This window comes from Knoellia sp. S7-12 (genome assembly GCF_040518285.1).
Lineage (GTDB): Bacteria > Actinomycetota > Actinomycetes > Actinomycetales > Dermatophilaceae > Knoellia.
Map to the genome: position 1 here is coordinate 3,040,379 of NZ_CP155449.1, position 21,853 is coordinate 3,062,231.

The following is a 21,853-nucleotide window of genomic DNA, read 5'->3' on the forward strand; positions in this document are numbered from 1 at the left end:
CATGTGGCAGGGAAAGACGCTCGCGGTCGTTCTACCGACCTACAACGAGAAGGACAGCATCGCGGAGTGCATCCGTCGCTTCGAGGCGCTGCCTGAGATCGACCAGATCATCGTCGTCAACAACAACGCTGCTGAGGGCACCTCCGAAGAGGTCGCGACCACAGGGGCGACGGAATTCATCGAGACCACGCAGGGGTATGGGGCGGCCATCAAGCGAGGGCTGCGCGAAGCTCAGACCGACCTCGTCGCCATCTGCGAGCCGGACGGCACCTTTGCTCCAGAGGACATCACCAAGCTCCTCGCGTTCGCGTCAGAGTGCGATGTCGTCATCGGATCCCGCACGGTCTCGAATTTTATCTGGGACGGTGCCAACATGGGCTGGTTCCTCCAGTGGGGCAACTGGGCGGTGGCCAAACTCCTCGAGGTCCTCTACAACACGACCTATCTCAGCGATGTCGGTTGCACGTTCCGGGTGATGACCAAGGAGCACGCAGAGATCATCCTCGAACGCTCAAGGCTCGACGGTTCGGCTTACGGCTTGGAGATGTTGCTCATCTCGGTCATCACCAAGGCCCGCATGGTACAGATCCCGGTCAACTACCACCCTCGGGTGGGCGTCTCGTCGGTGACCGGGGAGCTCGGCAAGACCATCGCGCTCGGTTCCGAGATGATCGCCCTGACCTTCAAGATGCGATTGCGCGCGCGGTCGATCCGCCGTGGCCTGCGGACCCCGCGAGGCCCGCACCGTCAGGTTCGCGCCTCCTGACCTCGGGCCGCAGCCTTTGGGGCTGCGGTTTCGGTGTAGGCCTCAGGCGCGCGGCCTAGCCGTCTCGTCGGACAGGTGCCCCTCGGCGATCTCGCTCAACCCACTGTGGTCGCCGTGCTGGCTGAAAACGTGTCGACGGTAGGCCCAGAAGCGGAACGTCGTCCCTAGCACCAGTCCGACACCGTTGGCCGAGACGTTGTCGGCCAGGGCTGACTGGAACCCGAGCCCGTAGTGCGAGACCCACAGGCACGCCATGGAGATCAGGGTGCCAAGGGTCGCGACGGCGGCGAAGAGCAGGAACTCGTGGTGTGCCTTGTCGCGCCGGGTGTTCCTGAAGGTCCAGAACCTGTTGCCCAGCCAGGCCACGATCGTCGCGAGGGTGCCCGAGACGACCTTGGCGGTCAGCGGATAGTCGTGGAGCGGGCCCTCGCCGCCGGCGAAGCGGAGGAGGTTGAAACCCCCGACGTCGGTGACGAACCCCAGCGCGCCGACCACGCCGAACCGCCCGAGCTGACCGAACATGGAGGACGAGAGGAAGCGAGGTGCCACCTGCACCCTTTCGGTCGAGGAAGGAGGCAACACCATAGCAACGCGTCACTGCTTGGTGACCGTCACCGCCCCTGTGGCACGGTGCCAGCGCATCACGCCGCCCTCGAAGTCCTGCTCGTAGCCACCGGACCAGAGTCGGTTCTCCCCCAGCGGGAACCCTAGCGAGGACGCGGGCCCACCCACCTCGACGTAGTGGTCGTTCATCGACCCGAAGATGCCGCGCGCACCGGTGGTCGGGTGCCAGGCGACGCCGCCGAGCTGGAAGTCCTGGAACGCCCCATCGTTCGGGGTCGACTGCTCCGACGTGGGGTAACCGAGCCGGCCCGGGCTGCCGCCGAACTGGAGGAAACGCGTGAGGACCTCGCCGGACACGAACTTCGCGCCGGTCACGCCGGTGAAGTAGATCTGTCCGTTCTCGAAGGTCTGCACCCACCCGTTCGGCGTGGGTTGCCACATGTGCCACGCGGGCATCCCCGGCGGGGAGTCCGGCCCGCCCCGGACATCCCAGGAGGTGCGGATCCCACCGTGGACGGCGAACACCTGGTTGCGGTCGAACCGCAGCACGGATGAGACGCCCTTGCTGAAGTCTGTCCGCATCCCGCCGGCGATCGACCTCTCGTTGGCCACTGGCGCCCCCCACGCAGTCTCTCCACCCTGCGCCTCGTAAAGCCGCGTCGCGGCCGGACCGATCTGGAAGACGCTCGCTCCCGTGGACCAGAGGGACGTCCCGCTCCCGAAGATGGTCCGGACCCCGAAGGGCGTCGGTCGTTCACCCTGCTCGACCCAGCCCAGACTCTGCGCCCCGCCCCGGTTGACCCAGGAACGGTAGACGGGGCTGGTGGAGTGGTCGGCGAGCGCGTCGACAGAGGACCGCAGTGACGGGAGACGGGAGTAGAAGTTGCTGCCCGGGCACTCGGTCGTGTTGGTGTCCCGGTGTGCACTGATGAACGGCAGAGTCACCTTCGTCCCCTTGGGAAAGCGGGAACCCGAGTCCGCGCTCGTGAGGACGGTCGTGGCGGTCGGCGAGCGGTAGAAGGTGCTGGAACGCCACGCGATGACCCTAGCCAGCGCGGACATCGTCGCGGAGGTCGGCGTGGCGGTGGAGTAGTTTCCGAGGACGGAGACACCCCACGTGTCGGAGTTGAAACCCAGGGCATGGGCTCCGGTCACGGGTCGGTCGAGACCGCCGGCACGGCCCTCGAACATCTGGCCGTACTTGTCGACGAGGACGTGGTAGCCGATGTCGCACCAGCCCAGGCTCTTGGTGTGGTAGGCGTAGATGCCCCTCACGATGGCGGCGGACTGCGATGCCGTGTAGCTGTTGGTGCCGGCGGTGTGGTGGACGAAGACCCCCTTCAGGGTGCCCCCGTAGTTCGGCCCGCAGGTGCGCAACGACTCGTCGGCGCCCCAACCCGCCCGCGAGACGATGGCCGGGCGGGCCGTGACGGACTGTGCGGAGGCCATGGTCGCCGAGGCCGTCCCGTCACCGGCACTCTGACCGGGATGGATGAGCTCGACCTGGCCCAGCTTGGCCCGGGACGTGACCTCGCCGCGGCCTGCTGCCGCCGAACCTCCTCGCGGGAGGCGGATCTGCAGAGCCGCTGCATCAGGTCCGACCCAGACGGGGTCGGTGCCGACGCGCTGGCTGCGCGAGCTGCTCGGGTCGGTGGTGTTGGAGACCGACGTCTCCAACCACGGGCCCCAGCCTCCTCGGTCCGACCTGACCCTCACGAGGACGGCCGACTCGGCCGGAGGCGCCTCGTCCGCCGTCCACGTCAGGGCGACGATCGGCGCCGACTGCGCCACTTCGACGGTGTCCAATGCCACGGTGCGCAGGTCGGCCACGTCCCGCTTCGTCACCGTCGGTTCGACCGGCTTCGGTGCGAGAGCAGGAGCAGGTGCGGGTGCGGCTGTACCCGTGGTCGGCAAGGCAGTCAGGCCGATCGTTCCGACCACGGCGAGGACGGCGAGACGGGCGGCGCGGGTAGCCGCAGGACGAGGGGTCATTCGCAGCGCGAGGGACATGACGGTTTCCAAATCGTGTGGGGGGACACCCATTGAACCGTGTGACTAGTGCTAATGGAGCAAACAGGAGGCAAAAAGAGACTCCATTGTGACTAGTCGGACCTGGTCATGCTCCTCGGGGACCCAGAGCCGCCTCGAGGGCGTGCGTGAGGACGTCCTGCTGCCGTGCGTCGACCGGCGGCGGGAGGAAGGCTGCGAGCAGGCTGCGTTGCCCCGACCCCAGCCCCCGCTCCAGAAGGTGCAGCTCGGGGATCGTCACCCGCAGCGCGGGCCTGCCGTGCACAGCAGCAAGGTTGAGCAGTGCGGTGCTGTCGGTTCCGAGGACGACACGCGCGCCCACGACAGCCGGGTCGAGCTCAGCCGGGAGGTCGCGTGCGAGCTCGGGCCACGCGGCATACCGGCTTCCTCGCTCCGCGGGGTGCGGACGCACCGCGAAGCCGACCCCGACGTGGGCGCACGCTGACGCGACCTGCTCGAGGTGCCCCCGGAAGGCGTCCTCGGTCATGAGGCCGAGTTCGACCCAGGGCTGGGTGAGGTAGACAGCGCGGGCCTCCGCGACAGCGGCTCGGTGTCCGCTCGACGTGTCGGCAAAGCCCGCCGCGACCTCCGGAACGACGCGCCACGACCCGCCGACCTGTTCGTACAGTGCCCAGCGACGCTCGGTGAGCACGTGGGCGGCACCGGTCACCGCCCACGAGCGGACGGTCGGCCACGGTTCGCGGGCACCCTGTCGACGCCACGCGTCGCGGCGGGTCCGCCAGTCGCCATAGGTCCCGATCCCCTCGTCCACGACGACGACCTCGGGTCGTGTGTGCGCTCCAGCGACCAGTCGCAGGTAGGGCTTGATGCCCGGGGCGCCCACAGACAGGAGGATGCGGCGCTCTCCTGGGTGAGTCCGATCAACACCGCGGCCGCCGGCCGCCCGAAGGGTGAGCCTCGGGTCACGAGGCAGGAAGGCGGTGACGTGTTCCTGGCGGACGTTGTCCCTCCCGAGAAAGGCTCCCGACCCCAAGTAGTCGACGACGACCTCACCCGAGGTGTGGCCGAGTAGGTGGCGGAGATAACTGCCGGCGTGGACGAGGTGTGTCGCGCTGCGCACACCCGCAAGCGTGACGCGCACGACGGTCTGCGAGCTCACACCACCGGTGGCCGGCCGGCCCGGGTCAGCCGCCAGACAGTCCTCCACGTCATGGGGTGCCGCTTCCCTGGGTCCACGCGCCACCCTTCGGCGAAGCCCTTGAACCACACTCCGAGCGGCTCGGCCTCGTGAACGCGAGCCAGGGTGGCGGCGGTCCAGACACCGAGGTAGACGGGAACCAGCGGCGCAGGGAGGTTGCGGCGGGCAACCCAGACGCGGTTGCGTGCGTTCATCCGATAGAAGACCGCGTGTCGCGTCGGGCTGGTCGCCGGATGGTGCACCACCACGTCGGGGCAATAGCGCAGGCGCCACCCCGCGTCGACCAACCGGAAGGCCAGATCAATTCCCTCGTGGCCGTACCAGAAGTGCCCGGGCCAGCCTCCGACCTGATCGAAGGCCTCGCGGCGGATGGTGCACACGCCCTCCCAGAAGACGACCACCTCACCGCCGACATCCGCTCCACCGTTGCCGGTGCGCAGACGCGGCACCCAGCGGCGAGGAGCAGGAAGACCGTCGGGATCTGCGCCACGGGGTTGAGCCACGGCCAAGGACGGGTCGGCAGTGAATTCGTGAGCCAACCGCGACAGCACGTCGGGGCTCGGCAGGACCGCGTCGTCGTCATAGAAGAACAGGATGTCGCCGTGCACCTCACGTGCGCCGACGTTGCGCCCCTCCGGGATCCCGACGTTCTCAGGAAGATGGATGACCCGCACGCCAGCAGGGAACCCGACGGGCTCCCAGCCATTGCCGACGAGAACCACGTCGAGGTCGACACCGACCTGGGCGAGCAGCGAGTCCAGCGCCGAGGCAAGCTCACGCGGTCGGTTGCCCATGCTGAGGACGACGGCACCGACGCTGAGGGTCCCCGGCATGCTTCACACTCCTCGGTCGGTGTCAGGTGATGCGGCTCCGGTCGCCATGACGTCGCCCGCGCACACCGCGCCGCTAGTCTAGGTGACGCCCTCGCCCGTGCGTCCTGCCGGGAAAGGACGACAGTCGATGAGAGGACCCACGTTGGCAGCCACCCCCGAGTCGGAGCGCGCTCGCGACAACGTCACCGGAGCCCACGTCCTAACGGGTGAAATGCTGGTCTGGTCCGACTTCGGACGCGTCGCTGCACCCCTCGCGATTCAGGTCGTCCTCACCGAGGTGGTGCGCTCCCGCGCTCCAAAGAAGGTTCTCCTGGCGGGCCCTCGCGCGGCCATGCTGGTCGAGAACCTTCCGGCGACCGCCACGATCGAGATTCTGCTCAGGTCCATCCCCGACTCCCGCGTCGTCAGTGACGCGGCCGGCCTGCACGACCGCGCATCGCTGCACATCGGCGGGATCGACGCCTACGACAACGACACCGGCTTCGATCTCGTGGTCGCGCTCGGTGGGCCCACGCGACTCCTTGGTCCGGACTCGACCGGGATGGGTGAGGCCGAGGTGGTCGCCAGACTCGCCGGCCTGCTCGCCCCCGAGGGCACGCTCGTGGTTGACGTCGCCAACGAACTCGGCCTCCACGAGCTGCTCGCAGCACAACCCCTGCTCGACGTCGACGACGACGACGCGTGGCACATCGGCGCGGACGGGTTCAACCACCGTCGCCTGCACCTCGCCGAGCTCGAAGGCGTCCGACAGGACCAGGGGCTGACGACGGACGCACTCTTCGGCGCCTATCCGACCCCCGACGCCCACCACCTCCTCGTCGACGGAGCGGCTCTGGCCGAGGGCACACCCCGCCTCACTGATGCCGCCAGACGCCACAGCTGCCGGGCAGCCGAACGGCACTTCCGTGACATCCCAGCCCTGCGCGACCCCCGAGGCACCGTGGAGCGTCTCGTCGACGGTGGTGTGGTGACGCAATTGGCGCCCGCGTGGCTCCTCGTTGCGCACCGCGGCACGGCCGCGCAGAGCCTGACCCTGCCCGCCGTCATCGACGCCGAGACCTGGGTCGACCCGGCCTGGGCCCGCATCCACAGTGTCGACCACGGGGGCGTGTCGTCTGCAGTGTGGGCCAGCGGCAACGTCGACGCAGAGGTCAACGTCGGAGCGATCACCCGCGACCTCGCACCTCAGACCCCGGCCAACGGTCGGATCCTCGAGATGGAGCTCCGCGACGCCTGCGCGCGCCGCTCGCACCGCGACATCCGCATGCTCGTCGAGCAATACCGCACCTGGCTGCGCGACCCGAGCGTCTGGACCACTGCCACCGCCGAACGTCGCGGCTTTGCCACGATCGACAACGTCGTGATCGGGGACGACGGCACGCTGAGCGTCGTGGACTCGTCCTGGCGTCGGGCGGGGGTCCTCGGGGCCGACGACATGTTCGTCCTGGCCCTGCGCCAGTTCGCCACCCGGTTGATGGCGTCTGCGGCCCCACACCCGTGGAAGACGAGCACGACTCCCGATGAGCTCACCGCGTCCTTGGGTGCAATGGTTGGCACGGTCGTCACCAGCGACGTCGTCTGGCGCGTGGTGCGGGTGCAGAGCGAGATCGCCGCGGTCATCACTCCCAGTGACCTCACCGTTGCTGAGTTGATCGAAACCAGCCTCGAGCTCGGCGCGCTCCCCCTCAACCTCCCATCGGCCAACTCTGCCGGCTTCCGCGAGCTTCTCGCGCATGACCGCATGCGCTCGCGCCGAATGCGCGAGCACGACGGTCAGGTCGCCTGGCTCGAAGGCACGTTGCGTCATCGCGATCGCTACATCCGCGATCTCGAGCGCATCATCGAACGCTACGAAGAGACGCTCACCTGGAAGACGGTGCAGGCGATCAGGGCACCTCGTCGCATCGCCACCCAGAAGGCCGTCTCCACGGCGAAGTCCACCGCCAACGAGGTGCTTCCCCCCGACTTCATGAGCAAGGCGCGCCGCCTCGCCCGTCGCGCAGTCAAGTAGTCAGAAGGCGCAGGGCCAGAAGCGCACAGGGTCGGGAAGTCACCCGCTCAGGACGCCGAAGGCGACCACCAGGTCGCCCTCGTGCCTGACGGCATACGTCACGGTGTGACCTGCGAGTGTCACCGGGCTGCTGTCGACCGGTGACCGCGCGGCCATCACGACGATCGGGACGTCCCACAATTTGGCGCAGACCTCTGAGGCGCACCATGCGGCCCAGAAGCTGTCATGGCCGTCCCAGAGGCCGCGCCATCGCACCTCGAGGTGGGGCGGCAACGGCTGCGCCGCAATCTCGGCATCCACGGCATACACCTCGTCGTCGCCCCGCGGAGGCGACCAGCACACGACGCGACCGTCGGCAATTCGTGAGTGCGTCCCCCGCGTGCACGCGTGGTCAGTGGCGTGCTCGATCACCAGAGGTGTGAGCATCGCCTCCGCGAGGCGTGCGCTCGCGGCGTCGTGAGTCACGACCTCAGATGCCGCCGCCACCGTCAACGGTGATGACCTGGCCGTTGATGTTGGTGTCCTCGAACAGGAGCGTGTGCACGATCGGCACGATGTTGGACGGCTCGACGAGCCGGCCGGAGGGGGTGCGACGGGTGATCGTGTCGAGCTGGGTCTGGCCCAGCACGGAGGACATCTCGGACGCGAAGAAGCCCGGCGCCACACTGTTGACCAGGGCACGTCCGTGCATCTCGCGTGCCAGCGTGCGCATGGCGCTGTCCAGGCCGCCCTTGGTGGCCGAGTAGGCGACGAGTCCCGAGTAGCCGCGCTGCGCACAGATCGAGGTCACCATGACGATGCGGCCACGGTTGCCCTTGGCCATGATGCGGCGGAGCACCAGGCGCGTGAGGAGCAGCGGCGCTGTGAGGTTGGTGTCGATGATCCGCGCAATGTTCTCGGGCGACGTGTGCACGTGCAGACTGTCCTGGCCCGCCGCGGCGTTGTTGACGAGGGCGTCGATGGGACCGAGCGTGGCTTCGGCTTCCTTGAGGAAGGCCGCCACCGCCTTGTTGTCGGTGGTGTCCACTGCGCCGGCGACGACCGACTCCGGGTTGTCCTTGGCGAGCTGCTCGAGCTCCGGCGTCACGGTCCGCGCGAACGCTGCGACCTTGGCGCCCTGGGCGAGGATGTCCTCGACGATCGCGAGCCCAAGACCGCGCGACCCTCCGGAAACGACGACGACCGATGCGGGCCCGATGGGAGTAGTGGTGTCAGACATCGCTCTTCAGAGTCTCCTTGATGGGAATGGTGTCCAGGAATCGGATGCGCCGAGGGACGGAGTAGTCCGGGAGTCGCTCGGCGCACCACTGGGTGAGGTCGGAGTCGGTGGCTGGACCGTCGAGGACGACCTCGGCCGTGACGATGCTGCCGACGATGGGGGCCTTGCGACCACGAACGGCGGCCCAGGCCACCGACGGGTGGGACTGCAGGACGTTGCGGACGGCTGATGCCGAGACCTTGGCTCCGCCGACGTTGATCTCATCGCTCGCGATGCGGCCGGTGATGATCACACGTCCGTCGGCGACGTCGACTCGGTCGCCCGTGCGCAGCCGGGCATCGATGCCCTCGGCTCGCTTGGACGAGCTGATGATGAGTTCGTCGTTCTCGACGCTGAGGGTCGCCCTGCCGGGCGCCTCTCGGTCGAGCCACTCCTGCGGGAAGCCAGCGCGCCCGTCGTGCACGGCGATGGTGGCGCCAGCCTCGGAGGAGGCATAGATCCACGACACCCGCGCCTGGGGGAACATCTCGGTGAGCCTGCTGAGGATCGCCTGGTCGACCGGCTCGCCGCCGAGGGTGACCTGCTCGAGTGGCAACGCCGCGACACTCGCGGGATCGCGATAGAGCGCCTGTCGCCAGAAGGTCGGGGTGCCCGAAGCCGCAGTGACACCGGCACCCAACGCCTGCCCCGGCCACGTGTCGAGCTCGCTCGGCTCCACGAAGAGAATGTGCTGCTCGGGCTGGGTCAGACCCAGAGTGACGATCTGCCACCACGCGTAGGCGCCGTGGGCATAGGGGCACAGCCACGTGCGAGCAGGTTGTTGCCCGCCCACTGTGGTGAGCGAGTCAAGCGTGTGGGCAACGCGCTTGGGACGGCCCGTGCTGCCGCTGGTGAGCAGCCAGATGCGGCCCGGGCTGATGGGGCGCGTCGTCGTCGCGGGCAGCACCGTGTCACCGTCGACGACCGCCAGACCGGAGGCACGCAGGTCGTCGACCAACTCAGGGGTCATGCGGCTGCGGGAGGCGATGAGCAGCTCACCGTCACGGCGGCGCAGAGCCGTCACAACGGCGCGAGCGGCCTCGAGGTTGTCGGTGACCATGACCGCAGCAGCCGCGGGAAGGTCGAGTGGCTCGAGATCGCCCCAAGCCTGGGTGCTGGCTCCCGTGACGATCCGGTTGGCAGCGCCAGCCGGATCCGGGCCGCCGGACGTCACGCTGCTTGCAGCTGCTCGAGGAAGTCGAGCACGTCGGAGATGGTGCGGATCTGTCGCAACTCGGGAGCGTCGAAGTTGAGTTCCTCGCCGATCTCGTCCTCAACACGCAGGGCCAGCTCGGAGAAGTCGAGCGACCGGAAGCCGATCTGCTCCAGAACGGCCGAGTCCTCTGCCGGAATGGTCTTGCCCTGGGCAGACAGAACGTCAGCCATCATGTTCCGGAGGTCGTCCCGGCTCAGTGCACCCATGAATCCACCTCGAAGTCGTGAAGTTGGTTTCAGATAGTCTACCCACCACGATGGTGCGCCCAGACCTGAGTGCCGCACCGCCCGACCCGCAAGGAGCACGATGCTGCGTCCTGCCACGGATGCCGACAGCGCCAAGGTTCTGGAGTGGCGCAACCACCCCGAGGTTCGCGCAGTCTCATTGACCCAGCACGAGATTTCCGCCGAGGAGCATGCCAGCTGGTGGAAGGCGACGGAGAGCACCGAGTCCCGTGAGGTCTACATCTTCGAGCGGCACGACGTGCCCTCAGGCGTTGTCACCTTCTTTGACATCGACAGGGACGACCGGTCTGCGTGGTGGGGCTACTACCTCGACAACTCCGGACTGAGTGAGCGGGGCGAACTGCTCCCGGCCTGGATCGAGATCCAGCGCCAGGCCAAGCGATTCGCTTTTGAGCAGCTCGACCTGGACACCCTCGAGGGCGAGGTCCTCGAGGCCAACGACGCTGTGCGGCGGTTCAACCGCCGAAACGGCTTTGCGGAGATCGGCACATCGGTCCGCGATGTCGACGGCACCGCTACAACAGTGATCCACGTGCGCGCAACGCGCGACTGACCGACTTAACTTCTGAGACGAGACCGCCGTGACTGACTCAAACCCCACCCCCGTCGACCCCGGCGCTTCGCGCCCCACAACCACGTCGCTCACCATCGGGCAGCACGAGGTCGGACCTGACGCGCCACCCTTCATCATCGCCGAGATGTCGGGCAACCACGATGGCTCCCTGGACAAGGCGCTGGACATCGTTGCGATGGCGGCCGATTCGGGCGCCCATGCCATCAAATTGCAGACCTACACGGCAGACACGATCACCATCGACGTCGACGCGCCCGCCTTCCGACTCTCCTCGGGTCACGAGTTGTGGGGATCGCGCCGTCTCTATGAGCTCTACCAGGAGGCCCACACTCCGTGGGAGTGGCATGAGCCGATCTTCAGCCTCGCTCGAGAGCTCGGCATCCTGGCGTTCTCCTCGCCCTTCGACCCGACCGCGGTGGAGTTCCTCACCGACCTTGACGTGCCGGCCTTCAAGATTGCGTCGTCCGAGATCGTCGACCTCCCCCTCATCCGTCACGCTGCTTCCAAGGGCAAGCCGCTGATCATCTCCACGGGCATGGCGTCCGTGGGCGAGATCGCCGCCGCCGTCACCGCCGCTCACAGCACCGGCAACGACCAGGTGATGCTGCTGAGTTGCACCGTGAGCTATCCCGCGGACCCGGCAGCGTCCAATCTGCGCGGCATTCCCGTGATGCGGGAGGCCTTCGGAGTGCCGGTCGGCTTGTCCGACCACACGATGGGCATCGGCGCAGCAGTCGCATCGATCGCCTTCGGATCGTGTCTCGTCGAGAAGCACGTCACGATGTCGCGCGAGGGCGGAGGCGTCGACTCGGCGTTCTCGCTCGAACCCCATGAGCTCGCCTCCCTGCGCCGCGAGACCGAGGTGGCCTGGCAGGCCCTGGGTCAGCCACGCATCGGCGCGCGTGCTGCCGAACGCGAAGGCCTTCGCTTCCGACGCTCGCTCTTCGTCGTGGAGGACGTGCGCGCCGGCGATCCGGTCACTGCGGCCAATGTCCGATCAATCCGGCCGGCCGGCGGACTCGCCCCCGACGACTTCGGGCGGCTTGAGGGACGCGTCTTTCGACAGGACACGGCCAAGGGCACACCGATGGACTGGGACCTCGTCTGATCGCCTTCGGCGCAGCGCTCAGTCTCTGAGCACCTTCGGCGCAGCGCCCAGCCGCAGGGGTTGGGCGCTGGCCCGAGGGCTCAACCAGCCCTGATTGGGGTGCGCGTCACTCGGAAGTCGCAGACGGGCCCGCCGCACCCGTGGTGACGGTTGGCGCGGGTTCCTCATCGAGGTTCGACGCACCCTCCGGGTCACCTGCCCGTGATGAGCCACGTGCCTCATCGCGGTTGCCCCGGGTCGAGGTGCGATCCTTGTCATCGGGCTCCGACGATTCGAGGTCGTCCGTGGCGCTGTCGACATCGTCGTCAGCGCCGTCGAGCCACGACCTCTCGCCCAGCTCATTCTCGGCACCCGCGGGGCCGGCGTGGCTGCTGGCCGGTGACTTGCGCCTGCGCGTGAAGAAACCCTCAGGGAACTCCAGTGAGGGAGCGGGCGGCGGTGGACCGGGAACCGGGCCCATGGCCTCGGTCCAGCCGAACGCCTCGATGACCTCTTCGGGGTGCAACACATCCAGGGCGCCGAGCTCCTCGTCCGCCACCGACCTGGCGTAGTCCTTGGGGATCGACACCTGGTGCATGTCGGGCCACATCCGGCGCGGCTTGCCGACACCACCCAGGATCGCGTGGTCGGACTCGAGCGCCATCGGGTCGCCATAGATGCCAGCCTCGACGCCCGCGGCCGACGCATAGAGGATGGCGCTGCTCATCCGGTTGGAGACGACTCGCTTGTGTCGGCGCATCTCGGCGAGTTGCCGATAGAGGAACGCCACATCGGTGTCCTTCCAGAGGTAGCCACGCTCGCCGTGGGTGATGACCCGGACCCCGGCATCTTCGTACTCGCGGCGCACCTTGGGATTGTCGAACTCGTTCCAGTGCAGGCACACCGTGATCGGCACGTCGCCTTCGGTGCGCTTGATCTCGTTGATGTATGCCGCGTGGTTGCCGACGACCTGTTGGCCTTCCCATCCGTGGAACGGGTAGACGATGGTTCCCTCGCGCTCGTCCGGCGTGTTGCCCGGTTGGGTGAGCCACTGGTCCTGCTCCTCCATCCGGAGGAGATAGAGCCAGGGTGCGGCCACGAGTCGGTAGTCACGCAGACCAGCGGCCCAGCCGCGCCGCACACAGGCCTGGGACCAGACGAGCTTGGGGTAGTTCGGTGCGAACACGGTGCCCACGGCGAAGCCGTCGTGCATGTTCCATCCGTGCTGGAGGTAGCCCCAGATGCGCAGGGGCTCTTCGAGACCGACGTAGCGCGCCATGATGTGCGCGTGGCCGTAGAAGTGGTTGGCGTGGTGCATGTCAGCCCTGCACTGCGCGGTGCACGGCCTCGATGACCTGGTCGACGTCGCTGTCCTTGAGCCCCACGAACATCGGCAGCGAGACCTCTTCGCTGTAGAACTTCTCGGCGACGGGGAACTGGCCGCGACGATAGCCGAGGTCTTCGAAAATGGGGTGCCAGTGGGCGGGCATGTAGTTGACCTGGACTCCCACTCCGTCACTGCGCAGAGCATCGAAGACCTCGCGCCGGCGACCATCCAGGACGCGCAACGGGTAGAGGTGCCAGATCGGGTCGACGTGCCCACGCTGGGTGGGCAGGCGGACACCGTCAAGGCCTTCGAGGCCTTCTTGGTAGCGGGCGAAGATCTCGGCGCGCCGCGTCTTGAACGCGTCGAGCCGGCGCAACTGCGACAGGCCCAGCGCGCACAGGACATCGGGCAGCCGGTAGTTCAGGCCCCACGCGTGCACCTCTTGGTGCCACGGACCCTCATCGGGATAGCGCATGCGCTCGGGGTCACGCACGAGTCCGATGTTGTGGAACTCGTGAGCTCGCAGGCCCAGATCGGGATCGAGGGTCGCGACAGCGCCGCCCTCGGCGCTGGTCATGTTCTTGGTCGGGAAGAAGGAGAAGGTGGTGATGTCGGACAGCGACCCGACCGGACGCTCCTTGTAGGTCGATCCGATCGAGTGGGCAGCGTCCTCCAGGAGGAGCGTGCCCGTGCGCTCGGTGACCGCCTTGAGCTCGTCGACCTCAATGGGATGCCCGGCGAAGTCCACACCGGCCACGACCTTGGTGCGGTCCGTGACGGCCTCCTCGACGAGCGCCGGGTCGATGTTGAGGGTGTCGTCCTCGACGTCGACGAAGCGAATGGTCGCGCCGAGCGCCATCGCTGAGGAGGCGGTCGCCACGAACGTCATGGGAGTCGTGACGACCTCGTCGCCAACGCCCACTCCAGCCGCGGCATAACCGATGTGGAGGGCCGCGGTCCCGCTCGTGCAGGTGACGGCGCGTGCCGCTCCGGCCAGTTGCGCCAGAGCCTTCTCAAAGGCCGTGACCGTGGGACCGGTGGTCAGCCAGTCACCGCGCAGCACCTCGACGACGGCCTCGATGTCCGACTCGTCGATCGACTGCCGGCCATAGGGGATCACGAATCAGACCTCGGTCTCGAGGATGGAGACCATCTCCTCGCCGGAGAACCACTGGTCATTGTTGTCAGATGTGTAGTGGAAGCCGTCGACAACGGCCTCGCCGTCCTTGGGCGGGGTGTAACCCCACGACGCGAGGTCGGGCTGGAGGACGTAGCGGTCGCCGATGAGGAGTGCGCGGCGGCCCTCCTCGGCGGAGATCATCTCTTCGTGCAGCTTCTCGCCGGGGCGCAGCCCGATCTCGTGCATCTTGGCGCCGGGCGCGACGGCCTGGGCCAGGTCGGTGATCTTCATCGACGGGATGCGCGGCACATAGAGCTCGCCGCCCTGCATCTGCTCGAACGAGTCCATCACGAACTTCACGGCCTGAGGCAGAGTGATGAAGAACCGTGTCATGCGCAGGTCGGTGATCGGCAGGGATTCGCCGGCTTCGGCCAGACGCCGGAAGAACGGGATGACCGACCCACGGCTCCCCATGACGTTGCCGTAGCGGACGACACAGAAGCGGGTCTCGTAGGCCGCCGCGTAGTGATTGCCCGTGATGAACAACTTGTCGGCGGTCAGCTTGGTCGCGCCGTAGAGGTTGATCGGAGACGACGCCTTGTCGGTCGAGAGGGCCACGACCTTCTTGACGCCGGCATCGATGCACGCCTCGATGACGTTCTGGGAGCCCACGATGTTGGTCTGGACGAACTCCCACGGGTTGTATTCGGCCGTGTCGACCTGCTTGAGGGCGGCGGCGTGCACGACGTAGTCGACACCGTGCATCGCGCGGTTGAGACGGTGCTGGTCACGGATGTCACCGATGAACCAGCGCAGGCGCGGGTCGTCGCCGAACTGCTGACGCACTTCGTACTGTTTGAGCTCGTCACGACTGAAGATGACGACGCGCTTGGGATTGTGGTGGGCCAGAAGCTCAGCGATGAAGGCCTTCCCGAAGGAGCCCGTCCCGCCGGTCACCAGAATTGACGCACCCTCGAGCATGCTCACGAACAAACCTCCACAGCTTGATGACCTCGACACCCACCTTGGCGTGGTTCGCCGGCGGTCAACTCCTCGTCACGGCAGCCGCTGACGCGACCGGCTCGGCATCGCCTGACGAGGCTGACGCGAGCGAGGCTCAGGCTAACATCCACGTGATGCCACTCCCTTCTCCAACACCCTCAGGCCACCGGCTGCGCCACCTGCCGGAAGTGCACGTGGGATTGCGGTGTGACGCCGCCCCGTCGACCGGTGTCGGCCACCTCGCGCGATGTCTTGCGTTGGCCGACGAGTTGCGCTCACGGGCCGTCGGCGTGACCGTGATCGGTCGGATCGAGGGTGCTCCATGGCTGACCGAGGCGGTTGGGACTCGTGGCATCGAGGTGATTCCTGCTCCCGACGAGCCGGGCGACCTGGCAGCCCTGTGCCAGCAGCGGGGCCTCGACGCGGCGATTCTCGACGGCTACGACCTCCCACCCGGCACGGGCGGCAGGCTGCGCGAGGCGGGCCTGACCGTCCTGGCACTGCGCGACGGTCCGCACGGGAGCGCTCAGTCCGCCGACATCCACCTCGATCAGAACCTTGGTGCGGCGCCGATCAGCGACCTGCCCCGAGGCGAGGTGTCCCTGGCCGGCGTGGGGTTCTCACTGCTCCGCGACGACATCCTGAGCCACCGCAAAGACCTCACCGCACCACCAGACGACAGCATCAGGCTCAGGGTGCTGGCCTTCTTTGGCGGAACCGACGCAGCCGGGGCGGCGCCGACCCTGGCACCCCTCGTGCTTGCCACCGGACTCTCGCTCGACCTCATCGTTGTCGCAGCCACGGGCGACATTGCCGATCAGCTCGCCCGGGTGGCCGTCGGTGAGGATCAGCGCCTCACGGTCATTGACCCCACCCCGGACATCGCGGCTCACGCCGCCACTGCCGACCTCGTCGTCACTGCCGCGGGTTCGTCCGTGTGGGAGCTGCTCGCCATCGGATCCACCACCGCAGTCACGACCGTCGCTGACAATCAGCTCTTGGGCTACGCGGCGCTCGCCGAGCAGCGCGTGGTTGCTCCCCTGGGCGCCCTTGCCGACCTGCGCGATCAACAGGCATCGTCTGCGACCGCCCGGCTGCGTCACCTCCTTGGCGATCACCGAGCGCGCCTCGACCTGGCCCGCAGAGGTCGGGCCTTGATCGACGGACGCGGCCGCGAGCGCGTCGCCGATGCACTGCTCGCCGCCGTGGAAGCCCGACCTCACCCATGACCCGTCGAACCGAAACCGGAGATCCCGTGCGCCGCACTCGTGTCGTCATCCAGTCCCGCCTCAACTCGTCCCGACTTCCCGGCAAAGCCATGCTGACGATGGGGGGTATGCCGCTCATCGAGCTCGTCGCCCGTCGCGCCTCCCGCAGCGGTCACGAAGTCGTTGTGGCCACGAGCGTCGAGGACTACGACCGTCAGATCTCCACCCACCTCGAGTCGGTGGGGATCACCGTGGTGCGCGGTTCCCTGGATGACGTGCTCGGTCGCTTCGTCGTCGCCTGCGAGGGTCTGGCCGATGACGACTTCGTCGTGCGTCTCACCGGGGACAACCCCCTCTCCGATGCTGACCTCGTGGACGAGCTGATCGAGGCCACGCTGGCGTCGGGGCACGTCTATGGGCGGGTTGACATGGAACGGGTCCCCGAGGGCCTGGGCGCCGAGGTGTTCACCGCCGCGGCAGTGCGCGACGCGGCGGCACAGGCCACGGACCCCTACGACCGGGAGCACGTGACGCCCTGGCTGCGCCGGACCCTGGGCGAGCATCTCTTTGCGCCCGAAGGAACAGTCATGGACATCCACGCCTACCGAGCCACCGTGGACTCGCTCAGCGACTACGTCCGCGTCTCTCGACTGTTCGGCCACATCGAGGACGCGGTCACGGTTCCGTGGCGTTCCCTCATGGCCGAGCTTGGGCGTGAGGTCGAGGCACGTGGTGACCTGGTGCCCCGCAAGGACGCTTCCCTCGGCGGGCAGTCGGGCCTCATCCTCAGTGCCCGCACGTTCGCGGCCCAGAGCCCGCTCGGGCAGAGTCCAAGTCAGCGGGCCGCCAGCTTGCGAGCTCTCCTCGCTCGCGCGGTCGACCAGGGCGTGAGCCACGTCGATGTGGCTTCCTTTGACACCGGCGCGGCGGAGGCGCTCATGGGTGCCACCGAACCTGCCTTGACGCGACGCCTCAAGACCATCTTGCACGTCGACGCCACGGCCACCGACTTGCCGTATGCCGTGGAGCGCGCCTTTGCGGCCCTCGGCCGGCGTTCGGCGGCATACCTGGTGCTTCCGTCGTCAGGCGCGCTGCACGAGACCTGGGAGGTCGCCCGCGGCTACCTCTCGGACGGGGCGGTTGACCGACTCGGCGTCGTCGTCTCCAACCCTGCCGAGCTCGCGGCCGCGTCCGCGCTGGCCGATCTCGGCTACCTGGAGGTGCGAGGCGCTGACGGGGCGGCGTGGACCCGCGACCTTGACGCCGACCTCACCCGCCTCGCGCAGTCCGGGGTCATCATCAGCGTCGGACTTGGTGCAACCAGCACGGCCCTGGCGGTCGGCCCGCGGGCCATCCTCGATCGCACCTGGGTCAGCTCTGTAGTCATCGCCTGTGACGACGAGGATCAGTTGATCTCCGCCGTCGCGTCCCTGGCCTGAACCACGAGAGGCGATCGGACGGCATACGCGACAGACCCGACGCACTCGTCAAGGAGTTGCAGCGTTGTCGGCTCGATAGTCCTTGAGGATCTCGTCCATGGCACCGTCGCCCACGAGCTTGCCCGAGCGCAGATAGAGCCCACGGGTGCAGAAGCGTTGCAGGTCCTTCTCGCTGTGCGACACGAGGAAGAGCGTGCGCCCCTGCGCGAGCAGCGATTCCATCCGGCCGTAGCACTGCTCACGAAAGGCGGCGTCTCCAACGGCGAGGACCTCGTCAACCAGGATGATCGGCTCGTCGAGGGTGGTGATGAGAGAGAACCCGAGGCGCACCTGCATGCCCGAGGAGAAGTGACGGAACGGCATGTCGAGGCCGGCCTTCACCTGGGGCCCGGCGAACGCGACGATGTCGTCAAATCTCGCGTCGACGTCCTCCTTGCTCAACCCGTGAAGGCCCGCTGTGAGATAGACGTTCTCGCGGGCCGAGAGCTCACCGAGGAAACCCCCGGTGAGTTCGATGAGGGGCGCGACCCCGCCGTTCACGCTGGCCTGACCGGAGTCGGGGATGAGGACGCCCGCGATGACCTTGAGCAGAGTCGACTTACCGCCCCCGTTGGAGCCAACGAGTCCGACGGCCTCCCCCGGCCCGACGTCAAAAGTGATGTCGTCCAGCGCCCAGAAGGTCTCCGTGGGTGAGGTGTTGCGGCCCTTGAGGACCATCTCGCGCAGGGAGAGGCGACGGCGGCGGGAGCGATAGAACTCGATCCCGAGGTGCTCCACCTCGATCACTGCCTGGTCGGCGGCTACCTGTGGGTCGGTCATCAGATCTCCTTGAGCACGGCACGTTCGAGGCGCCCGAACACGAACAGGCCGGCTGCGATCAGCACGGCGGTCACTCCCAGCCCGGCGAACACGGGGGGCCAGTTCATCGGGGCATCGAAGAAGCCGGCGCGATAGAACTCGAGTATTCCGCTGACTGGGTTGAACCAGAGCAGGGTCTGCAGCCATTCGGGTGCACGTTCAACGACATAGATGATCGGCGTGCAATAGAACATCATGCGCAAGATGATCCGCACGACGCGGATGGTGTCATCGGCCAGGACGGTGGCTGGTGCGAGCAGCAGACCGATTCCCACGAGAAGCAGGAACTGCAGGACGAGTCCCACGGGGAAGAGCACGAGCCGCCAGTTGAGGTCGAGTTCGCCGCGGATGAGATAGACGAGGGCGAAGCCGAAGAGGATCGGCAGAGAGAGCAGGAACTCCACGCCCTTGGCCAGGACCACCCGGATGACCCAGAGCTCGCGCGGAAGGTTGGTGGATCGCACGAGTTTGGCCTCGGCCAGGAGGGCCCGCGCCGTCTCGTTCACCGAGGAGTTGAACCACTGCCACGCCAGGAGCCCGGTGATGAGGAAGAGGAAGTACGGCTTGTGGCCCGCGTCGGGACGCTTGAAGACCACCGCGAAGATCATGAAATAGATGAGCGCCATGGCCAGCGGGTCGAGAACAGTCCAGACATAGCCCAACCAGGACCGGGCATAGCGGACGCGCAGGTCCCGCTGGACGAGAGTCCTGAGGATGCCGCGGCGATCCCAGACCCGTCCCCACCGAGTCGCGAGACCCGGAGGCGGGGCGGGGGGTTGTCTCGTCATCGTTTCTCCTTGGCCAACAAGTGGGCGGGACGGCTGGTGAGGAATCCCCAGGCCCAACTGCCGTGCATGGTAGCGAGCGCTGCCGGCACCCGGACGGCCACCGCAGGGCCTTGGGCCCGGCCGATGACCAGACCGCCGACCGTGACGCTGGCGGCATACGTGGCAGGGACGACCCACAACGGCGCCCAGACGAATCCGCCGACAAGGCCAGCCGCACAGGCCAGGAGCGCCACCGGAGGTGCGAGGTAGCGCGCCGAGATCGTGCCGTTGTGATGGGTGGCGACCACGCGGCGCCACCGACCGTAGTCGCGATACTGCTTCCCCAGGGACCGGATGGTGCCCCTCGGGCGGTATTCGACGGAGAGTGCCGGATCGAACCAGACCACCCCGCCAGCACTGCGGATCCGGTGGTTGAGCTCCCAGTCCTGGGCGCGGTCGAACCGGCGGTCGTAGCCGTCGACCCTGGTGAGCCAGTCACGGCGGAACACGCCGAGGTAGACAGTGGGCGCAGGACCAGCTACGCCACCGGTGTGGAAGGCGGCGCCACCGACACCGAGCCGCGAGCGCATGGCGGTGGCCACCGCCTTTTCGAAGGGCGAGTGCCCGACCGCGGCCATCACGCCTCCGACGTTGGCCGCACCCGTCTCCTCGAGGCTGCGAACGGCAGTATTGATGTAGCCGGGAGACAGGAAACCGTGACCGTCGACGCGGACGACGACGTCGTGACGGGCGGCGGCGAGGGCGGCATTGAGAGCGTCCGGGGTGCGACCCGTGGGGTTCTCGACGACGACGATTCGGACGTCTTGCGCGGCCAGTCGCTGCGCCACACCCATCGTGTCATCACAACCCGGCCCCACCGCCAGGATGACTTCGAGCTCACCCGCGTAGCGCTGCTCCATGATCGCGGTCACGGCCCGTTCGAGGTGGTCCGCCTCATTGAGCAAGGGCATCACGACGGAGACCGAAGGAAGGGGCGCAATCGTCATAGCAGAGCGAGACTACCCCGCGACGCTCCCGGGACTGCGACGCGATCCAGTTATCGTGGCTCCATGCCACAACGCCCACCGCGCCCACGCGCCGACGACGTCCGAGCCGTTCCGGTGAATCGGTCGGCGGATGACGGCGAGGCCATGGTGGTGGACACCCGTGGGCGGCGTCGGCCCCTATCGTCGAGACGCGACGCGGCTCCCGAGCGCCACGTGGAGGCACCAGCACGCGCACCCGCTAAGCCTGCGCCGCGACGCGATGCTGCAGACGAGCGCCCGGTCCGCCAGAAGCAGACGCCGCGCCAGTCGGCCCCACGTCCTCAGGGACCGCCCCGCGGTGGTCGCCCCGTGGCTGGCCCGGTCGACGGGGGTCAGCCGCCCCGCCGCCGCCTGTGGCGCCTCGTCCCCCTGGTCCTCCTGCTCTGGCTCGCCTTCCTCGTCATCACCCCCTTCCACGCGTGGAGCTCCGTCTCACGCGTCGACGACACCCCGGGAGGTGACCGTCCCGCCGAGACCCCGGGCGACACCTACCTCCTGGTGGGTTCGGACGCTCGTGACGACCTGACGGCCGCGGAGCGCAAGGAACTCGGCACCGGCAGCACCGCAGGCAAGCGCACCGACTCGATCATGCTCGTCCATGTGCCGTCCGGCGGCGGCAAGTCAGCGATCATCTCGATCCCCCGCGACAGCTTCATGCCGATCCCGGGAAGCGGTAGCAACAAGGTCAACGCGGCCTACGCCATCGGCGGCCCCCAGCTCCTCGTCGAGACCCTCGAGCAGGTGACCGACCTGCGCATCGACGGCTATCTCGAGATCGGCTTCGGCGGGTTCAACTCGGTCGTCAACAGCCTTGGCGGTGTCGACATCTGCGTCCCGTTCGACATGGACGACCCGAAGGCCCACATCAACCTCAAGAAGGGGTGCCAGACCCTCGACGGCAAGAACGCCCTGGGATTCGTGCGCGCTCGCTACTCCGACCCGCGCGGCGACATCGGCCGGGCCGACCGCCAACGCCAGTTCCTCGCGGCGATCATGAAGGGTGCAGCGACTCCGTCGACCGTCCTCAACCCGTTCCGCTACTGGTCCTTCACCCACACGGCGGCCGGTGCGGTCGGCGTCGGCGAGGACACGTCCATGAAGGACGCGTCCAACATCCTGCTCGCCATGCGCGGCGCCGGCAACGACTCCACCCTGAGCCTGACCGTGCCGATCTCCGACCTCGACTACCAGACGTCTGCCGGGTCATCGGTCAAGTGGGACACGGAGCGGGCCCAGGCACTGTTCACCATGCTGCGCGAGGACCAGCCCCTCGAGGCTCCCCCGGCCGGCACCGACGGCAAGCCGAGCGACGGCTGAGCCCGCCCCGCCCACAGAGGGAGATGGA

21 protein-coding genes are annotated in these 21,853 nt (G+C 67.8%); 7 read left to right on the forward strand and 14 right to left on the reverse strand.

The window, feature by feature from the left end:
- Position 1 precedes the first annotated feature (1 nt).
- Positions 2 to 766: a glycosyltransferase family 2 protein gene (locus V6K52_RS14630; RefSeq protein WP_353950849.1), complete on the forward strand. Its 765-nt coding sequence runs from the start codon at positions 2 to 4 to the stop codon at positions 764 to 766.
- A gap of 42 nt (positions 767 to 808) precedes the next feature.
- On the opposite strand, the gene V6K52_RS14635 is transcribed toward V6K52_RS14630, so the two are convergent.
- From V6K52_RS14635 to V6K52_RS14650, 4 genes are all read right to left on the reverse strand, one after another.
- Entirely contained in the window at positions 809 to 1,315 is a 507-nt protein-coding gene (locus V6K52_RS14635; RefSeq protein WP_353950850.1) for a GtrA family protein, read from the reverse strand.
- Between the two features lie 45 nt (positions 1,316 to 1,360).
- The gene (locus tag V6K52_RS14640) at positions 1,361 to 3,340 is read right to left on the reverse strand and encodes an N-acetylmuramoyl-L-alanine amidase (protein WP_353950851.1); all 1,980 of its coding nucleotides are present in this window, start codon (positions 3,338 to 3,340) and stop codon (positions 1,361 to 1,363) included.
- A 106-nt stretch (positions 3,341 to 3,446) separates the two neighbouring features.
- On the reverse strand, positions 3,447 to 4,439 hold the full coding sequence (locus tag V6K52_RS14645; RefSeq protein WP_353950852.1) for a hypothetical protein: 993 nt from the start codon (positions 4,437 to 4,439) through the stop codon (positions 3,447 to 3,449).
- A 35-nt stretch (positions 4,440 to 4,474) separates the two neighbouring features.
- Positions 4,475 to 5,350 carry a glycosyltransferase gene (locus V6K52_RS14650; RefSeq protein WP_353950853.1) on the reverse strand — a complete coding sequence of 292 codons (876 nt, stop codon included), beginning with the start codon at positions 5,348 to 5,350 and terminating at the stop codon, positions 4,475 to 4,477.
- Between the two features lie 127 nt (positions 5,351 to 5,477).
- Between V6K52_RS14650 and V6K52_RS14655 the strand changes: the two genes are divergently transcribed.
- A complete protein-coding gene (locus V6K52_RS14655) occupies positions 5,478 to 7,361 on the forward strand; it encodes a hypothetical protein (protein WP_353950854.1) in 1,884 nt (627 codons plus the stop codon).
- A 39-nt stretch (positions 7,362 to 7,400) separates the two neighbouring features.
- Here V6K52_RS14655 and V6K52_RS14660 read toward each other — a convergent pair whose 3' ends face one another.
- The 4 genes from V6K52_RS14660 to V6K52_RS14675 are packed head-to-tail and all read right to left on the reverse strand — an operon-like array spanning position 7,401 to position 10,041.
- Complete coding sequence (locus V6K52_RS14660) at positions 7,401 to 7,826, reverse strand: hypothetical protein (RefSeq protein WP_353950855.1); 426 nt, start codon at positions 7,824 to 7,826, stop codon at positions 7,401 to 7,403.
- A 4-nt stretch (positions 7,827 to 7,830) separates the two neighbouring features.
- The gene (locus V6K52_RS14665; protein WP_353950856.1) at positions 7,831 to 8,580 is read right to left on the reverse strand and encodes an SDR family NAD(P)-dependent oxidoreductase; all 750 of its coding nucleotides are present in this window, start codon (positions 8,578 to 8,580) and stop codon (positions 7,831 to 7,833) included.
- A complete protein-coding gene (locus V6K52_RS14670) occupies positions 8,573 to 9,793 on the reverse strand; it encodes a class I adenylate-forming enzyme family protein (RefSeq protein WP_353950857.1) in 1,221 nt (406 codons plus the stop codon). Before V6K52_RS14670 ends, V6K52_RS14665 begins: the two co-directional genes overlap by 8 nt.
- A complete protein-coding gene (locus tag V6K52_RS14675) occupies positions 9,790 to 10,041 on the reverse strand; it encodes an acyl carrier protein (RefSeq protein WP_353950858.1) in 252 nt (83 codons plus the stop codon). Before V6K52_RS14675 ends, V6K52_RS14670 begins: the two co-directional genes overlap by 4 nt.
- Before the next feature lie 100 nt (positions 10,042 to 10,141).
- On the opposite strand from V6K52_RS14675, the gene pseH reads away from it, so the two are divergent.
- The gene (pseH, locus tag V6K52_RS14680; RefSeq protein ID WP_353950859.1) at positions 10,142 to 10,633 is read left to right on the forward strand and encodes a UDP-4-amino-4,6-dideoxy-N-acetyl-beta-L-altrosamine N-acetyltransferase; all 492 of its coding nucleotides are present in this window, start codon (positions 10,142 to 10,144) and stop codon (positions 10,631 to 10,633) included.
- Between the two features lie 28 nt (positions 10,634 to 10,661).
- The gene (gene pseI / locus V6K52_RS14685) at positions 10,662 to 11,762 is read left to right on the forward strand and encodes a pseudaminic acid synthase (protein WP_353950860.1); all 1,101 of its coding nucleotides are present in this window, start codon (positions 10,662 to 10,664) and stop codon (positions 11,760 to 11,762) included.
- A 106-nt stretch (positions 11,763 to 11,868) separates the two neighbouring features.
- Here pseI and V6K52_RS14690 read toward each other — a convergent pair whose 3' ends face one another.
- Genes V6K52_RS14690 through pseB form a run of 3 tightly spaced genes read right to left on the reverse strand, consistent with a single transcriptional unit; the run spans position 11,869 to position 15,175 of the window.
- Positions 11,869 to 13,059, reverse strand: a complete 1,191-nt coding sequence (locus tag V6K52_RS14690) for a hypothetical protein (protein WP_353950861.1) — start codon at positions 13,057 to 13,059, stop codon at positions 11,869 to 11,871.
- 1 nt (position 13,060) lies between these two features.
- On the reverse strand, positions 13,061 to 14,188 hold the full coding sequence (locus tag V6K52_RS14695; protein ID WP_353950862.1) for an aminotransferase class V-fold PLP-dependent enzyme: 1,128 nt from the start codon (positions 14,186 to 14,188) through the stop codon (positions 13,061 to 13,063).
- Positions 14,189 to 14,191: 3 nt separating this feature from the next.
- Positions 14,192 to 15,175, reverse strand: coding sequence for a UDP-N-acetylglucosamine 4,6-dehydratase (inverting) (gene pseB, locus V6K52_RS14700; protein ID WP_353950863.1), 984 nt, complete (start codon positions 15,173 to 15,175; stop codon positions 14,192 to 14,194).
- Between the two features lie 20 nt (positions 15,176 to 15,195).
- On the opposite strand from pseB, the gene V6K52_RS14705 reads away from it, so the two are divergent.
- Complete coding sequence (locus tag V6K52_RS14705) at positions 15,196 to 16,419, forward strand: hypothetical protein (RefSeq protein WP_353950864.1); 1,224 nt, start codon at positions 15,196 to 15,198, stop codon at positions 16,417 to 16,419.
- Positions 16,420 to 16,445: 26 nt separating this feature from the next.
- Positions 16,446 to 17,837: an NTP transferase domain-containing protein gene (locus tag V6K52_RS14710; protein WP_353950865.1), complete on the forward strand. Its 1,392-nt coding sequence runs from the start codon at positions 16,446 to 16,448 to the stop codon at positions 17,835 to 17,837.
- Positions 17,838 to 17,885: 48 nt separating this feature from the next.
- On the opposite strand, the gene V6K52_RS14715 is transcribed toward V6K52_RS14710, so the two are convergent.
- The 3 genes from V6K52_RS14715 to V6K52_RS14725 are packed head-to-tail and all read right to left on the reverse strand — an operon-like array spanning position 17,886 to position 20,469.
- A complete protein-coding gene (locus V6K52_RS14715) occupies positions 17,886 to 18,656 on the reverse strand; it encodes an ABC transporter ATP-binding protein (RefSeq protein ID WP_353950866.1) in 771 nt (256 codons plus the stop codon).
- On the reverse strand, positions 18,656 to 19,483 hold the full coding sequence (locus V6K52_RS14720) for an ABC transporter permease (protein ID WP_353950867.1): 828 nt from the start codon (positions 19,481 to 19,483) through the stop codon (positions 18,656 to 18,658). Before V6K52_RS14720 ends, V6K52_RS14715 begins: the two co-directional genes overlap by 1 nt.
- Positions 19,480 to 20,469 (reverse strand): glycosyltransferase family 2 protein, encoded by a 990-nt coding sequence (locus V6K52_RS14725; RefSeq protein WP_353950868.1) that lies wholly within the window; start codon positions 20,467 to 20,469, stop codon positions 19,480 to 19,482. The genes V6K52_RS14720 and V6K52_RS14725 overlap by 4 nt, the downstream gene beginning before the upstream one ends.
- A 348-nt stretch (positions 20,470 to 20,817) precedes the next feature.
- Here V6K52_RS14725 and V6K52_RS14730 point away from each other — a divergent pair, with 348 nt between their 5' ends.
- Complete coding sequence (locus V6K52_RS14730; protein WP_353950869.1) at positions 20,818 to 21,825, forward strand: LCP family protein; 1,008 nt, start codon at positions 20,818 to 20,820, stop codon at positions 21,823 to 21,825.
- The last annotated feature ends 28 nt before the right edge of the window (positions 21,826 to 21,853 follow it).